The sequence below is a fragment of the Aneurinibacillus thermoaerophilus genome, assembly GCF_019603355.1.
In the GTDB taxonomy this organism is placed as follows: domain Bacteria; phylum Bacillota; class Bacilli; order Aneurinibacillales; family Aneurinibacillaceae; genus Aneurinibacillus; species Aneurinibacillus thermoaerophilus.
Map to the genome: position 1 here is coordinate 806566 of NZ_CP080764.1, position 14033 is coordinate 820598.

The following is a 14033-nucleotide window of genomic DNA, read 5'->3' on the forward strand; positions in this document are numbered from 1 at the left end:
ATGGCAGATAAAAAATCTTTTGTGATGAATTTTCAAAAGCTGGGGCCTTTTATCGGACTTTTGATTATTACGGTTATTCTTGCAGTGCTGAGCCCTAACTTTTTAACGTTGGACAATATTTTAAATGTGTTGCGTCAGGTTTCGATTAACGCACTGATTGCGTTTGGCATGACTTTTGTCATTTTGACTGGCGGGATTGACCTGTCGGTTGGTGCGATTCTTGCGCTTGCGGGTGCGCTGACGGCCGGAATGATGACTGCGGGTATGGATCCGCTTCTGTCCATTCTCATTGCACTTCTCTCCGGCGTATTGATGGGGACGGCGAACGGTCTTTTGATCGCGAAAGGAAAAGTAGCGCCATTTATTGCAACGCTTTCCACGATGACGATTTTCCGCGGTCTTACGCTTGTATATACAGAAGGAAGACCGATTACCGGATTTGACAGCGAGATGTTCACCATGCTCGGCGCCGGATACTTTTTCGTAATCCCAGTTCCGGTGCTCTGGATGCTTGGATGTTTCGCGGTGCTGTATTTTATCCTGAAGAAAACAGCGTTCGGCCGCCGCATCTACGCAATCGGCGGCAACGAAGAAGCGGCGATTCTGTCCGGCATTAAAGCAGACAGGGTAAAAATTTATATTTATGCGCTGACTGGTTTGTTATCGGCGCTGGCAGGGGTTATCCTGACTTCGCGCCTCAATTCCGCGCAGGCAAACGCCGGAATGGGGTATGAATTGGATGCCATTGCTGCGGTCGTGCTGGGGGGAACCAGCCTATCTGGCGGTCGTGGCTGGATTTTTGGTACCCTTATCGGTGCGATGATTATCGGCGTGCTAAACAACGGTTTGAATTTGCTGGAAGTTTCTTCGTTCTACCAGCAGGTGGTAAAAGGAGCCGTGATTTTGCTTGCTGTTTTGCTTGATCGCAAAAAAACAGCGTAAAAAACATATCCATCACCATACAAATGTACAAACATTAAATCAATATTTGTCTAAGGGGGATCAGAAGAAAATGAAAAGATTAGTAAAAGGTTTTGCGGTAAGTTTGCTCGGTTTATCCATGCTGGTAGGTTGCACCACCCAGGCGCCAGGTACAGGAGATAAAGCAGCTGGCGACAAAAAAGAGCAGATTACGGTAGGGCTGGCTATTTCCACACAAAGCAACCCGTTCTTCGTGACGCTGAAAGAGGGGGCGGAGAAAGCGGCGCAGGAAAACAATATAAAGCTAGTAACGGTTGACGCACAGGATGACCCAGCGAAACAAATCTCGGGAATCGAAGATTTAATCCAGCGGCAGGTGGATGTCATTCTTGTAAACCCGACCGACTCCGCAGCCGTTGTGTCTGCCATTAAATCCGCGAATCATGCCAACATCCCGGTCATTACCGTTGACCGTAGCGCCGAGGGAGGCGAGGTCGTATCACACGTAGCTTCCGACAACGTAGAAGGGGGCAGAATGGCGGCTAAATATTTGCTTGAAAAAATCGGAAAACAAGGCAATATCGTTGAACTTGAAGGAATTCCAGGTTCTTCCGCGGCACGGGAGCGCGGCAAAGGTTTCCATGAAATCATTGACAAAGAAAAAGGTGTGAAAGTGGTGGCCAAGCAGCCGGCCGATTTTGACCGCGCGAAAGGTATGAGTGTTATGGAAAACATTTTGCAGGGGAATAAGGATATTAAAGCCGTATTTGCTCATAATGATGAAATGGCGCTAGGGGCTCTGAAAGCGATTCAGGCTGCTGGATTGAAGGATGTAGTTGTTGTTGGCTTTGATGCAACGGATGACGCAGTGGCTGCGGTGAAAGAGGGCCGCATGAGCGCGACTGTCGCGCAGAAACCCGAGCTTATCGGCAAGCAAGCGGTTGAACTTGCGAAGAAAGTAGCAAACGGCGAAAAAGTAGAGAAAAATGTGCCAGTGGAGCTTGAATTGATTAAAAAATAACGAATAGAATGATGAAAAATCCCCGGTTTCGGTTCGTAGCGGCCAATCCGGGGATTTTTTGATGCTTTTTTAATATTCATTATTTTGCAAAAGGGAATTTCTGTGCATATATGCCCGTTCAAATGAACCGCTGGAGGAATAGATGCTGTCTTTGTAATCTTCATACCATCTGCGGATAAGTTCCAGCTTTTCGCGGTCGGATGCCTTTTTTAAATAGAGTAGTTTTGCTTTTTCATCAGGCGGCATGTTGTCAGTAACTTCGGCTTTTTCAGCAGCGAACAGTTGGTTCATGTTGCTGATAAAGAAATTGAACATATATTTTTGCGTAATCTCAAACGCATATTCTTCCGGATGTCCCTTGTCGCGTCGTTCGCAGTAGACGCCCAGCAGATCCGGTTCCTCAAACATTGCCATATTGTTCTCCCCTTCATGTCCTTTTGCTTTTACTATAACAGAAAGTAAAACCGTATAAAAAGTCGGCCACTGTCGCTTTGTTCAACATGTAAAGCGGAGAAGTCAAAGTAAAGGACTAGACTTGCCCAAAATAAGAAACAAAATTACCATTTAGTGATAGAAAAAGAGAAGGGATTCAAAAATGAAAAGGGCAGGAGATACAAATGATTAAAAAAATCGAACACGTAGCATTGATTGTTTCCGATATGGATCGTTCCATTGCGTTTTATTCATCGATGTTTGGGTACAGGGTATGCCTTCGCGGTCAGAACGCGGTGCGCGAGATGGCGTTTTTGTACTGATTGCTCATTACAAGGCGAAGGGAATTGTTTTTAACACTGAGAAACCGAAACCGACGCTTGGAGGCGGTCGGATGATTTTATTTTATGGCCCGGATCGAGAGCTCTTGCAATTCGTTGAACCGGGCCAGCGGGAGCGGTAGCATTCGCTTGAACGGTAAGTTCAACATAGTGGCTATATTAATAATTTTTCTTAAAATATTGACGATTGGCTGTTTAAAACGATATAATTTCTGATAAATAGTACGATTTTAAAACGTAATATTATATTTTTATGATATTAAGGTATTGATTTTTTATGGAGGGGATACGATGGTTAAGCTGATCGCGATTTACAAAAAGCCGGAAAATGTAGAGGAATTTGATAAACATTACAAAGAAGTACACGCGCCGCTCGCGGAAAAAATGCCGGGTCTTCTAAAGCTGGAAGTTAATAAAATTTATGGCTCTCCTGCAGGTGACAGCAATCTTCATTTGATTGCAGAAATGTATTTTGAAACAAAAGAAGCGCTTATGAACGCGCTTTCTTCTCCGGAAGGAAAAGCAGCAGGCAAAGATTTAATGGGCTTTGCTGGCAAGGTTGTATCCATGCACTTCGCGGAAGTAGTATAGGAGAAAGGTTTAAAAAGCATGTTGAGTGAAACGGAAACACATCGCAGGTACCGGGAACAAATCACTCGGTATGTGAGTCGCGATCCGTACGCGCGCCATTTAGGAATCCGGCTGGTTGAACTTGGAGAGGGAACGGCTGTGGCGGAAGTAGACGTGCGTGAGGAAATGTTGAATGCGCATGGCACAACACATGGAGCCGTCATTTTTGCGCTGGCTGATTTTGCGTTTGCTGCGGCCTGCAATTCATATGGACGTCCATGCGTGGCGTTATCGATGAACGTTCAGTATATGGCTCCAAGTGGAAAGGGCGCACGGTTACGTGCAGTAGCGACAGAAAAGAAAAAAACAGCACGCGCCGGTTTTTACCAAATCGAGGTGGAACACGACGGCGAAAGCATCGCTCTGCTTGACGCGGTCGCTTACCGCAAGAGTGGGTTTTTTCTTGAGGAAATCGGACAGAACGCAGCTAATGAAGAGTAACAGGACGCGTTGGCAGCGCTGGATTGGCAGGAGAGACTACCATGAAATCAAACAATCGTTTTAACCAATATCTTGGTATTGAAATCGAGCACCAGGACGAAAATAGCTGCACGGCAGTGCTTCATATTCGCCCGGAATTGTACAATAGTATCGATGGAGTGGTGCATGGCGGAGTGACAAGCACGCTTGCTGATGTGGTCATGGGGCACGCGGCCGCGCCTCATGTTAACGGTGTGCAGCAGTGCGTAACATTGGAGAGCAAAATCAACTATTTGGCGCCTGCTAGGGGAAATAAGCTGATCGCACAATCTAGGGTAATCAAGCGCGGAGGCCGTACTATTATCATGCAAGCGGAAGTGCGCACGGACGATGGGGAGCTGGTTGCCGTCGCGCTTGGCACATATGCCCGTGTAAAGACAACTCCACAGTGATGTGGAGTTGTCTTTACATTCGTATAAGAAAGTATATGTTGCTTTATAAGGAAGGAGAAGAACGGGTGAAAGGATTACAACCGGGAGAGACAGAGACGTTGGAAATTGTCGTGCAGGACGATATGCGTCCTACGTTTGACGGCAACGTGGTTCACGATGTAATGTCGACCGTGACTATGATTTATTATATGGAAAAAGTCGGACGCCATGTTATTTTGCCTTACCTTGAAGAGGGGGAGGAAGGAGCCGGATACGAAATTCAGGTTAAGCACATTGGGCCTGCGGTGGTGGGGCAACGGGTAAAATTTACAGCCTTATGTACGGAAGTTACTCCGAAGCGAGTCGTTTGTGAAGTGACCGCGGAAACATCAGAAAATATTGTTGGTACCGGAATTTTTACACAGGCGATTTTTAAAAAAGAAAAAATGGAGGCACGTATCACGGAGTTACGGCAAACCATTGCACAAAAATAATGAAACAGGAAGACCGTGGAATTTTCAATCGCGGTCTTTTTTATCGGATCATTAACAACCTTATCAAAACAAATATTGCTACTATTCGATATAGTATTAAGAATTAAATGTAAATTTATTGACCGCGAAAATATACAGCTACTATAATCAATATAAATATGGTGTTATCTGCATATACAATGATAAACTGTGATGGTTTTTATATGTCTCAGCAATGTAGGAGAAAATTAAAAAATCTATAATTCCTAGTTGACATTATGGTTTAATGTGTTAGAATAAAATCAACAAATTGAAAAGGCAAATGATTAGGACTCTTATCCAGAGAGGTGGAGGGACTGGCCCAGTGAAGCCTCGGCAACCATCAAAGAAACTCTTTGACACGGTGCCAATTCCAGCAGCGCTCGCGCGCTGAAAGATGAGAGGTCCGGCAAACTTGTGATGAGTGTACGCCGACCTCTTGCAGCGCAGGAGGTCGTTTTTATTTCCCCTTGTGCAATCTAGGAGGAATAAAGGAGTGAGGAGTATGATTAAATTACAGAGTATTAGTAAAAGTTATACCACACCGAACGGGACATTTCAGGCAGTAGCTCCAACGTCGCTGCATGTGGAGCCAGGGGATGTGTACGGTATTATCGGGTTCAGCGGTGCTGGTAAGTCAACTTTGCTTAGACTGGTTAATTTGCTGGAGCGACCGGACGAGGGAAAGGTATATGTGGATGGTCAGGAGTTAACCGGTCTATCAAATCGAGAGCTGCGCAAAGCGCGCCAGTCCATCGGCATGATTTTTCAGCATTTTAATCTGTTGAATAATCGGACGGTGGCGGACAATGTGGCGTTTCCGCTAGAAATAGCCGGTCTTCCAAAAGAAGAGAGAAAAAAAAGAGTACAGGAGTGCTTGGAGATTGTAGGGCTGGCCGAGAAGGTGGACAGCTATCCTGCCAAGTTGAGCGGGGGACAAAAGCAGAGGGTCGCTATCGCCCGGGCGTTGGCCAGCCGGCCGAAAGTGCTGCTATGTGATGAGCCTACCTCAGCGCTTGATCCGCAGACGACGCGTACCATTTTATCTTTTCTTAAAGAAATCAACCAAAAGCTAGGCGTAACGATTCTCATCGTCACGCATGAAATGAGTGTAGTGAAAGAGATTTGCAACAAAGTAGCAGTCATGGAAAGAGGTCATCTCGTCGAAAAACTTTCGCTTTCTGAACGGGAAGTAAAGCCGAAAACTGAAATCGCCCAGCTATTATTCGAAGAGGAAACAGGCAAGGAGAGAGGGATAGCCAATGTTTGATAATGTGATTGCTTTATTGCCGGAAATTGGGGTTTCTATCGTAGAAACTTCTATTATGGTCGGCATTTCAATAGGCTCAGCGCTTTTGCTTGGCATGCCGCTGGGGGTTCTGCTTTTTCTGACAGGTAAAGGACAATTGCTGGAAAGCCCCATTTTATTTCGAATTTTAAGTTCGCTCGTTAACATTGTCCGATCGTTTCCCTTTCTTATTTTGCTCGTGGCATTGATTCCGTTGACGCGAACATTGGTCGGAACGACGATCGGTCCGGTGGCTGCGGCTGTTCCGTTGTCGATTGCAGCCATTCCATACTTTGCACGTCTGGTGGAGCAATCGCTTCGTGAAGTTTCGAGAGGAGTTATTGAAGCCGCGGTGGCAATGGGGGCGTCTACATATCAGATTGTTTGGAAAGTGTTATTGACAGAAGCGCGCGCTGGGCTTACGCTCGGACTCACAGTATTGATTGTCAGTTTTCTTTCCTATTCTGCGATGGCCGGCGTTGTCGGAGGCGGAGGGATCGGGGATTTAGCGATTCGCTTCGGCTACTACCGATTCCAGACGGATGTTATGATTGTGACCGTGCTTTTATTGGTGGTGCTTGTACAAGTCATTCAATTTGCGGGCAATCGTCTTGCACATTATCTTGATAAACGTTAAGGGAGAGATCTTTGTGAAACAAAAACCGTTTATTCTTATTGCATTAATTTCATTAATAGTAATCTTTTTGACAGCTTGCGGAGGACAAGAGAGCGAAACGGCAACAGGAAAAACGCAGGGGAACAGTAAAGAACTGGTTATTGGTGCGACGGCGGGGCCGTATAGTGATCAGGTGCGTTTAGGAATTAAACCTATTTTAGAAAAAAAAGGATACAACGTGAAGATTGTTGAGTTCAACGATTACGTGCAGCCGAACCAGGCGCTGGCTGAAGGTTCGCTGAATGCGAATGTGTTTCAACATGTCGTGTATTTGCAGAACTTTGCGAAAGAGCATAACTTGGATATTCAAGATGTTATCCAGGTTCCGACGGCTCCGATCGGCATTTACTCGCATAAGCATAAAACACTGGAAGAAGTGCAGCCGGGAGCGACCGTTTCGCTTCCGAATGATCCTACTAATCAGGCCCGCGCGCTTGTCATGATGCAACATTTCGGTTGGATCAAGTTAAAAGAAGGTGTAGATCTGCTTCGCGTATCGGAAAAGGATATCGTGGAGAACAAGAAAAATATCAAGCTCCTGCCGCTGGAAGCAGCCCAGCTTCCGCGCTCGCTTGAAGACGCAGACTACGCATTTGTCAACGGGAACTTCGCCATCGCATCGGGCTTGAAACTTACGGAAGCGCTGGCGCTCGAAAAGATTCCGGATCAATATATGAACGTGGTCGCTGTGAAAACGGCGGACAAAGACAGCCAGTTTGTTAAAGATTTAATCGAAGCATATAAATCTCCGGAGTTTAAAGAAGTTATCGAGAAAGAATTCCAGGGATTTGTCAAACCTGATTATTTAAAATAAGCACATAGGGGGGAAGAAAACGATGAGCACAACAATCGGAGATGTTCTTGAATGGTCAGTCCGTAATTTTCCGGATAAAATTAGCTTAATTTATGAATACGAAACGAAGCATCACCGCTGGACATATACAGAATTGAATCAAAAAGTAAACCAATTTGCCCGGGCGCTTAAGCGCCTGGGTGTCCAAAAGGGTGACGTTGTTTCTTCCTTCTTATATAATACGAGCGAGTTTGTGGTTACATTGTTTGCGACGGCAAAAATCGGCGCCATTTTTAATCCGATTAACTATCGGCTAGCTGCACATGAATTGCAATATATCCTACAGGATGGAAAAGCAAAAGTATTGTTATATGAAAGACAGGGCTCAGACGTGGTGGAGAAAGCGCGTGAGCTTGGGAATCCGGTCGAACATTATATATATGTGGATGAACCGTTGACAGAAGGAGCGCTTGGATTTTACGAACTGCTTGAAGCAGAAGATGTTTCCCGTCCGGAAGTGGAGGTATCGGAAACCGATTATTGCATTATGATGTACACAAGCGGTACTACCGGACGCCCGAAAGGCGTACTTCACACGCATCGCAGCAAAATTCATCATAATTTTATGATGATGCAATGCATGGGCCTAACAAAGGATGACATTGGTCTTGCCGCCGCGCCGCTCAACCATACGGCGGAATTGCATACTTCTTTCCTGCCGCGTGTGCAGGTGGGAGCGACTAATGTGCTTTTGCACCATTTTGACGCTTCCCGTGTGCTGTACACGATCGAAAAAGAAAAAGTCACGCATATGTTCGCGGCACCAACAATGGTCAATATGTTGCTGTATGCCGACGATTTTGAAGCGTACGATTTATCATCATTGCGTCTGCTCGAATACGGCGGAGCGTCCATGGCTCCTGTCCTTATCCGCGAGTTTGAGGAGAAAGTAGGCGCGGACTTAATCCAGATTTACGGTACAACCGAAATGGGCCCGTGTATGTCTGTGCTGTACGCAGACGAACAATTAAAAAAAGCCGGCTCTGCTGGAAAGGCAAGTTTGACGCATGAGTTGCGTATTTGTCGCGTCAATCCGGACGGCACGCCAACGCATCCAGATAACATTTGCGAGCCAGGCGAAATCGGCGAAATTCTTGTCAAAGGTCCGTGCATGATGGAAGGTTACTACAACCGCCCCGAAGCGACGGAAAAAGCGCTGGCTTACGGCTGGTATCATACGGGCGATATGGGCGAGTACGATGAAGACGGCTACATTTGGATTCGTGATCGCATAGATCATATGATTATTTCCGGTGCAGAAAATATTTATCCGCGCGAAGTGGAGGATCAATTGCTGGAACATCCGGGCGTACGCGAAGTGGCCGTGGTGGGCAAACCGGATCCGAAGTGGGGACAAATTGTGTTTGCCTACATTGTCCGCAGCAAGGAAAGCAATGTGACTGCGGAAGAGCTGGATACGTTTCTTGTGGAAGGAGAGCGACTGGCGAAATACAAACGTCCACGCGCTTACTGCTTTGTCGACGAGCTTCCGAAAACGGCCAGCGGCAAAATACAAAAATTCCTTCTCGAAAAGCAAGCGGTTCATGTGTAACCGAGAATCCCTCACTGCTCATTGCAGGGAGGGATTTTTTAGCGTACGTATAAGTAAGAAAATAAATGATAACGTTACGGGGTTTTATGCGTGGCTACACAGTAGAGAAAGGAAATATCAAGCTCATATCGAATATTTATACTTAAGGAAAAATGGAGATGGGGTGGAAGCTTGAAACTGTATATTTCCGTTGATATGGAAGGAATTACTGGACTGGTGGATCAAACGTTTGTTGATTCAACAGGACTCAACTACGCGCGTGGTCAAAAATTGATGACAGATGAGGTAAACCACGTGATTGAAACCGCGTTTCAGCAGGGGTTTAAAGAGATTATTGTCAATGATAGCCACTCCAAGATGAACAATTTATTAATCGAACGACTGCATCCGGAAGCACAATTGATCTCTGGAGATGTGAAACCGTTCTCTATGGTGCAGGGGCTGGATGATACATATACGGGCGCGATATTTCTCGGCTACCATTCGCGCGCTGGCAGGAAAGGTGTATTGAGCCATACGATGATTTTCGGTGTGAGAAATATGTATATTAATGACGCGCCTGTAGGTGAACTCGGTTTCAACGCGTATGTGGCCGGCCACTATGGCGTACCGCTTTTGATGGTAGCGGGCGATGACGGTGTGGCAGAAGAAGCGGAAGCGCTCATCCCTGGCATTACCACTGCGGTGGTGAAAAAACAAATGTCCCGTACATCCGCGCTGTGCCTGACACCGGAGAAAGCAGGCTGGTTGCTGCGCGAGAAAACGAAACTGGCGATTGAAAGCAGAGAAAACGTCGCCCCGCTTACACCGCCGGAAAATCCGGTATTAACGATTGAGTTTGCGAACTACGGGCAGGCGGAATGGGCACATCTATTGCCGGGAACGGAACTGGACGGGGAAGCGCCGCTCGTTCGCTATAAGGCGCAAGATATTCTTGAGGCGTATAAAGCGATGATTGTCATGACGGAATTAGCGATGAAGGCGAAATTTTGCTGATGTTTATTGTATCAGACTACAAGAAAGGAAAATGAAGGGGGATATAACATGGATTTAAAACTAAACGGAAAAGTAGCGCTCGTTGTAGCATCAAGCCAGGGCCTTGGCCGGGCGATTGCCGAACAGCTCGTAAAAGAAGGTGCGCATGTTATGATTACGAGCCGTAACGAAGAAAAGCTTCAGCAAGTAAAGCAGGAGCTTGAACAGTATGGGATGGGCAAAGTAGCCTATCACTGTGCCGATATTACGAAATATGAAGATATTAAATCGCTCGTGCAGGCGACACGTGAGAAGCTTGGCAAGATTGACATCCTTATCAACAACGCGGGCGGCCCGCCGGGCGGCACGTTTGAACAACTGGACGACGAACAGTGGCAACAAGCGTTTCAGTTGAACCTGTTAAGCTACATCCGCCTTATTCGCGAAGTATTACCTGATATGAAGCAGGGTGGCGGACGCATTATCAATATTGCCTCTTCTTCCGTTAAACAGCCGATTCCAGGCCTTATTCTTTCCAACACGTTCCGTCTCGGTATTGTCGGGCTTGCCAAGACACTGTCCGTAGAGTTAGCACCCTATAATATCCTTATTAACACGGTGGCGCCAGGTCGTATTGCAACTGACCGCGTAGCGCATCTGGACGAGATGAACGCGCAGAAGCAAGGGATTTCCAAGGAAGAAGTGGAAGAAAAAGCGAAGCAGGACATCCCGCTTAAGCGGTATGGGGAACCGGAAGAGTTTGCAAAAGTGGTTACTTTCCTTGTATCAGACGCAAGTACATATATTACTGGAAGCACGTTGCTTGTGGACGGTGGAATGGTGAAGTCGATATAAACCAGAGTTCAAACCGCTGAAACAATAGTTATTGGACTGATATATTTATAGAAAGAAGGATTCTGATGAACGAAATACGAAATATTTTTTGTGTGGGAAGAAACTATCGGCTGCATGCAGAAGAACTGGGGAATGCGGTGCCGACTTCCCCTTTTCTTTTTTCCAAACCGACCCATGCGCTTGTAGAGGCGAACGGGCAAACGATTACGTTGCCGGGCAACCGTGGTGAAGTGCATTATGAAACAGAGCTTGTGCTCTATATTGCTCGCCCTTTTGAACCCGGAATGAAAGTGGAAGATGTCGTGAACAAGATGGCGCTTGGTATTGATTTTACGTTGCGTGACGTGCAGAATGAACTAAAGGAAAAGAGCCATCCCTGGCTGAAAGCTAAAGGTTTTCCGAATTCGGCCGTACTTACGTCTTTTCGTCCATTTCCCGGTGTAGAAGCATGTCGTGGCACAGACTTTTCGCTATTTAAAAATGGGGAGCAGGTACAGTGTGGCAATATAAGCAATATGTTATTTGATATGCAGACCATTATTGAATTTACAGACGAACATTTCGGCCTGGGTGAAGGTGATATTATTTATACGGGTACACCGGAGGGTGTCGGTGCCGTGGCGGACGGCGATAAGCTGGAACTGCGCTGGGGTGAAGAGGTCTGGGGCACGTTCACTGTTCAATTGCAAAAATAAGAAGAGCAAAGCAACAAAAGAAGCCACCGTATAGCCATCGACTGACGGTGGCTTTGCTTTACGGGCGGTACGTCACGCCAAGGATAGGATCAGCAGCCCTTTTTTCGGATCACGTCGCACAGAAGTGCTGGAAGGAAGGAGGATAACATTTTGAAAAATCTAGTCAGAAATTAGTTTTTTTGTTCATAGCATAATAGAAGATGATTGGAGGAACGCATCTTCTTCGCTTTGCCTGTACGTACGACTAAGAGCGTCAGCAGCACTCCGGATTTGTTCTGGGGTTGCATTGCCCAAGCCGATATCGGCAAGCGTGGTCGGCAGTCCAACAGAACGGCAGAACACAATAACTTCCTCAAGTTCCTTCATGCTACGGTTCTCTAGGACAAGCTGAATAATCGTGCCGAACGCAACTTTTTCTCCGTGGCAGTATGGATGTTTTTCTTCGAGTATGGTTAATCCGTTGTGAATGGCATGGCACGCGGCGAGCCCTGCGCTTTCGAAGCCAAGACCGCTTAGAAGCGTATTTGCTTCTACAATATTGTTCAATGCTTCCGTTACCACGTTTTGCTCGCAGGCAATTTTCGCTTGATAGCCGTCACGTAACAAAATTTCATAGCACAGCTTAGCGATAGCCAGCGCTGCCTGCGTCATGGTGCCGCCCGCTATGTTCCTGGCCCGGGCACGGGCGCAAGCGGCCGCTTCAAAATATGTGGATAGTGCGTCGCCCATTCCAGCTACCAGTTGACGAACCGGCGAATGGGCGATTACTTTTGTATCAAGTAAAACCAAATCCGGATTTCGCGGAAGCACAAGATACTGTTCGAATACGCCCTCGTCATTGTAAATAACGGAGAGGGCGCTGCATGGTGCATCAGTGGAAGCGATGATTGGTACGATAGCGACAGGACAATTTAATTTAAAGCTTACTGCTTTAGCCGTATCGATCGCCTTCCCACCGCCCACGCCGATAATAATATCAACCGCTTGGGCTTGTCCGATTTTTTTCATTCGGTTAATTTCATTGTTGGAGCATTCCCCTTTAAATGGTTCAATGTGATAGCTTATGCCGTGAGAATTTAAGCTTGTCGTAATGTTTTGCTTTATCGCTTCAATTCCTTGTTGTCCACCGAGAATAAGTGATTTTTTACCCAAAGGAGCAATGTAGTGGCCAATTTCCTTTGCTTCTTTTTTTCGAGCCAGTTCCGTTAATCTTTGCAACAGAATATGTTGGGGCGTATGCGTAACTTGCTCGATAGGCACATTTAATTCTTCAGACAGCCTTTTTGCGGTTCCTAGGGAGACAGGATTTGGTTTTATAGTTCTATAAATATTATATGGAGATGAAGATGCTTATTGCACTTGTGAGCTTTTTTTCTGCGTGTTAGATTTATCATGATAAGCAAACGGAGGAACTGCATGGAAAGAAAATATCATTGCTGTGCTACATGCCGTCATTTTCAAGTGGTAAAGCAACCGGGACAGAAAACATCGTATCGATGCGCACGGCTCGGCTATGAGACCCGGCCTGTCTACCAATTTAACTGCTGGAATCCGAAAGAAATTGTTTCGGAACGAATGAAACAAGAAAAAAAGAGCGAATAAGGAGGATACGATGGGCGCTCTAACACTTCGTGACATTGTGGATGTGGAAGTGTTGCAGGAAGTTCAAGACCGTTTTGCGGACGCTACCGGCTTTGCGGTGATTATTGGTGATGAGCAAGGAAATCCGATTACTAGGCCGAGCAATTTTACCTCTTTTTGCTCCTATATCCGTTCCTGCCCGGAGGGTTTGCGCCGCTGTATTCTGTCGGATGAGCGGGTAGGAATTCTCGTGGCAAAAAAAGGAAGACCGGTCATTCATCGTTGCCATTCAGGGTTGGTAGATTTGGCGGCACCTATTATTCATAATGAGAAATATCTTGGTGCCGTACTATGTGGACAGGTGTTGATGGCAGGGCATGAGGAAGAACAATTGCAAAATGTTTATCAAAATATCAGCGAGCTTCCGGAAGGGAAGGCGATGATGGTTCGTGTATTGGGCCGGTATGAGGAAGACAAGATTTTATTTGAGGTAGAGGATAATGGAAAAGGGATGCCAGACATCCGGTTGGAAGATATGTTGTCCACCATCCAGCGTCATGCCGTCGGACATACTACCGGGATTGGGATTTATAATATTCATCGCAGACTTCAATGTCAATTCGGTGAACAATGCGGTTTTCCGGATTCGAATTATTTTTCGCGTATATTCCGTAAACGTGAAGGGATAGCACCGACTGAATATCGGAAATGGCAGCGAACGATAACAGTTTTGCCTCCTTATCAATTCCAAAACTCGCTTTTCTAGTAAAGAAAGTGCTAATAAAGGTTATTTGAATACAGATACAAAAAAATAGATTGAAAATTATAATTATTCTTGAAAGAGAAGGAT

Annotated in this window: 18 protein-coding genes and 1 riboswitch; of the genes, 16 read left to right on the top strand and 2 right to left on the bottom strand. The window is 46.1% G+C overall.

Annotated elements, in window-relative coordinates:
• Both K3F53_RS04375 and rbsB read left to right on the top strand, forming a co-directional pair.
• Entirely contained in the window at positions 1-942 is a 942-nt protein-coding gene (locus K3F53_RS04375; RefSeq protein WP_057899661.1) for an ABC transporter permease subunit, read from the top strand.
• Between the two features lie 70 nt (positions 943-1012).
• Entirely contained in the window at positions 1013-1942 is a 930-nt protein-coding gene (gene rbsB, locus K3F53_RS04380) for a ribose ABC transporter substrate-binding protein RbsB (protein WP_057900407.1), read from the top strand.
• A 69-nt stretch (positions 1943-2011) separates the two neighbouring features.
• Here rbsB and K3F53_RS04385 read toward each other — a convergent pair whose 3' ends face one another.
• On the bottom strand, positions 2012-2356 hold the full coding sequence (locus K3F53_RS04385; protein ID WP_057899660.1) for a hypothetical protein: 345 nt from the start codon (positions 2354-2356) through the stop codon (positions 2012-2014).
• Positions 2357-2559: 203 nt separating this feature from the next.
• On the opposite strand from K3F53_RS04385, the gene K3F53_RS19310 reads away from it, so the two are divergent.
• The 12 genes from K3F53_RS19310 (at position 2560) to K3F53_RS04445 (ending at position 11602) form a co-directional block, all read left to right on the top strand.
• Positions 2560-2697, top strand: coding sequence for a VOC family protein (locus K3F53_RS19310; protein ID WP_246615683.1), 138 nt, complete (start codon positions 2560-2562; stop codon positions 2695-2697).
• Between the two features lie 309 nt (positions 2698-3006).
• Positions 3007-3306, top strand: coding sequence for an EthD family reductase (locus tag K3F53_RS04395; protein WP_057899659.1), 300 nt, complete (start codon positions 3007-3009; stop codon positions 3304-3306).
• A gap of 18 nt (positions 3307-3324) precedes the next feature.
• Positions 3325-3786 carry a PaaI family thioesterase gene (locus K3F53_RS04400; RefSeq protein WP_057899658.1) on the top strand — a complete coding sequence of 154 codons (462 nt, stop codon included), beginning with the start codon at positions 3325-3327 and terminating at the stop codon, positions 3784-3786.
• 41 nt (positions 3787-3827) lie between these two features.
• Complete coding sequence (locus tag K3F53_RS04405) at positions 3828-4217, top strand: PaaI family thioesterase (protein WP_057899657.1); 390 nt, start codon at positions 3828-3830, stop codon at positions 4215-4217.
• A 65-nt stretch (positions 4218-4282) separates the two neighbouring features.
• The gene (locus K3F53_RS04410; protein WP_408863281.1) at positions 4283-4690 is read left to right on the top strand and encodes a thioesterase family protein; all 408 of its coding nucleotides are present in this window, start codon (positions 4283-4285) and stop codon (positions 4688-4690) included.
• A gap of 311 nt (positions 4691-5001) precedes the next feature.
• Positions 5002-5112: riboswitch (SAM riboswitch) on the top strand.
• A gap of 101 nt (positions 5113-5213) precedes the next feature.
• Positions 5214-5978, top strand: a complete 765-nt coding sequence (locus tag K3F53_RS04415) for a methionine ABC transporter ATP-binding protein (RefSeq protein ID WP_057899655.1) — start codon at positions 5214-5216, stop codon at positions 5976-5978.
• A complete protein-coding gene (locus K3F53_RS04420) occupies positions 5971-6633 on the top strand; it encodes a methionine ABC transporter permease (RefSeq protein ID WP_057899654.1) in 663 nt (220 codons plus the stop codon). Before K3F53_RS04415 ends, K3F53_RS04420 begins: the two co-directional genes overlap by 8 nt.
• A 13-nt stretch (positions 6634-6646) precedes the next feature.
• Entirely contained in the window at positions 6647-7486 is an 840-nt protein-coding gene (locus tag K3F53_RS04425; protein ID WP_057899653.1) for a MetQ/NlpA family ABC transporter substrate-binding protein, read from the top strand.
• Between the two features lie 22 nt (positions 7487-7508).
• Entirely contained in the window at positions 7509-9077 is a 1569-nt protein-coding gene (locus K3F53_RS04430) for a fatty acid--CoA ligase (RefSeq protein WP_057899652.1), read from the top strand.
• A gap of 171 nt (positions 9078-9248) precedes the next feature.
• Positions 9249-10073, top strand: a complete 825-nt coding sequence (locus K3F53_RS04435) for a M55 family metallopeptidase (RefSeq protein WP_057899651.1) — start codon at positions 9249-9251, stop codon at positions 10071-10073.
• 48 nt (positions 10074-10121) lie between these two features.
• On the top strand, positions 10122-10907 hold the full coding sequence (locus K3F53_RS04440; RefSeq protein WP_057899650.1) for an SDR family oxidoreductase: 786 nt from the start codon (positions 10122-10124) through the stop codon (positions 10905-10907).
• A gap of 65 nt (positions 10908-10972) precedes the next feature.
• Positions 10973-11602 carry a fumarylacetoacetate hydrolase family protein gene (locus K3F53_RS04445; protein ID WP_057899649.1) on the top strand — a complete coding sequence of 210 codons (630 nt, stop codon included), beginning with the start codon at positions 10973-10975 and terminating at the stop codon, positions 11600-11602.
• A 183-nt stretch (positions 11603-11785) separates the two neighbouring features.
• On the opposite strand, the gene K3F53_RS04450 is transcribed toward K3F53_RS04445, so the two are convergent.
• On the bottom strand, positions 11786-12931 hold the full coding sequence (locus K3F53_RS04450; protein ID WP_343211543.1) for a YycC family protein: 1146 nt from the start codon (positions 12929-12931) through the stop codon (positions 11786-11788).
• A gap of 87 nt (positions 12932-13018) precedes the next feature.
• On the opposite strand from K3F53_RS04450, the gene K3F53_RS04455 reads away from it, so the two are divergent.
• Positions 13019-13204, top strand: coding sequence for a hypothetical protein (locus K3F53_RS04455; protein ID WP_057899648.1), 186 nt, complete (start codon positions 13019-13021; stop codon positions 13202-13204).
• A 10-nt stretch (positions 13205-13214) separates the two neighbouring features.
• The gene (locus K3F53_RS19315) at positions 13215-13949 is read left to right on the top strand and encodes a PocR ligand-binding domain-containing protein (protein ID WP_246615684.1); all 735 of its coding nucleotides are present in this window, start codon (positions 13215-13217) and stop codon (positions 13947-13949) included.
• The last annotated feature ends 84 nt before the right edge of the window (positions 13950-14033 follow it).

What these genes read in the sequence shown, in the direction of transcription:
- K3F53_RS04375 (WP_057899661.1), top strand. Translation starts at nt 1, where the DNA reads ATGGCAGATAAAAAATCTTTTGTGATGAATTTTCAAAAGCTGGGGCCT.
- rbsB (WP_057900407.1), top strand. Translation starts at nt 1,013, where the DNA reads ATGAAAAGATTAGTAAAAGGTTTTGCGGTAAGTTTGCTCGGTTTATCC.
- K3F53_RS04385 (WP_057899660.1), bottom strand. Translation starts at nt 2,356, where the DNA reads ATGGCAATGTTTGAGGAACCGGATCTGCTGGGCGTCTACTGCGAACGA.
- K3F53_RS19310 (WP_246615683.1), top strand. Translation starts at nt 2,560, where the DNA reads ATGATTAAAAAAATCGAACACGTAGCATTGATTGTTTCCGATATGGAT.
- K3F53_RS04395 (WP_057899659.1), top strand. Translation starts at nt 3,007, where the DNA reads ATGGTTAAGCTGATCGCGATTTACAAAAAGCCGGAAAATGTAGAGGAA.
- K3F53_RS04400 (WP_057899658.1), top strand. Translation starts at nt 3,325, where the DNA reads ATGTTGAGTGAAACGGAAACACATCGCAGGTACCGGGAACAAATCACT.
- K3F53_RS04405 (WP_057899657.1), top strand. Translation starts at nt 3,828, where the DNA reads ATGAAATCAAACAATCGTTTTAACCAATATCTTGGTATTGAAATCGAG.
- K3F53_RS04415 (WP_057899655.1), top strand. Translation starts at nt 5,214, where the DNA reads ATGATTAAATTACAGAGTATTAGTAAAAGTTATACCACACCGAACGGG.
- K3F53_RS04420 (WP_057899654.1), top strand. Translation starts at nt 5,971, where the DNA reads ATGTTTGATAATGTGATTGCTTTATTGCCGGAAATTGGGGTTTCTATC.
- K3F53_RS04430 (WP_057899652.1), top strand. Translation starts at nt 7,509, where the DNA reads ATGAGCACAACAATCGGAGATGTTCTTGAATGGTCAGTCCGTAATTTT.
- K3F53_RS04440 (WP_057899650.1), top strand. Translation starts at nt 10,122, where the DNA reads ATGGATTTAAAACTAAACGGAAAAGTAGCGCTCGTTGTAGCATCAAGC.
- K3F53_RS04445 (WP_057899649.1), top strand. Translation starts at nt 10,973, where the DNA reads ATGAACGAAATACGAAATATTTTTTGTGTGGGAAGAAACTATCGGCTG.
- K3F53_RS04455 (WP_057899648.1), top strand. Translation starts at nt 13,019, where the DNA reads ATGGAAAGAAAATATCATTGCTGTGCTACATGCCGTCATTTTCAAGTG.
- K3F53_RS19315 (WP_246615684.1), top strand. Translation starts at nt 13,215, where the DNA reads ATGGGCGCTCTAACACTTCGTGACATTGTGGATGTGGAAGTGTTGCAG.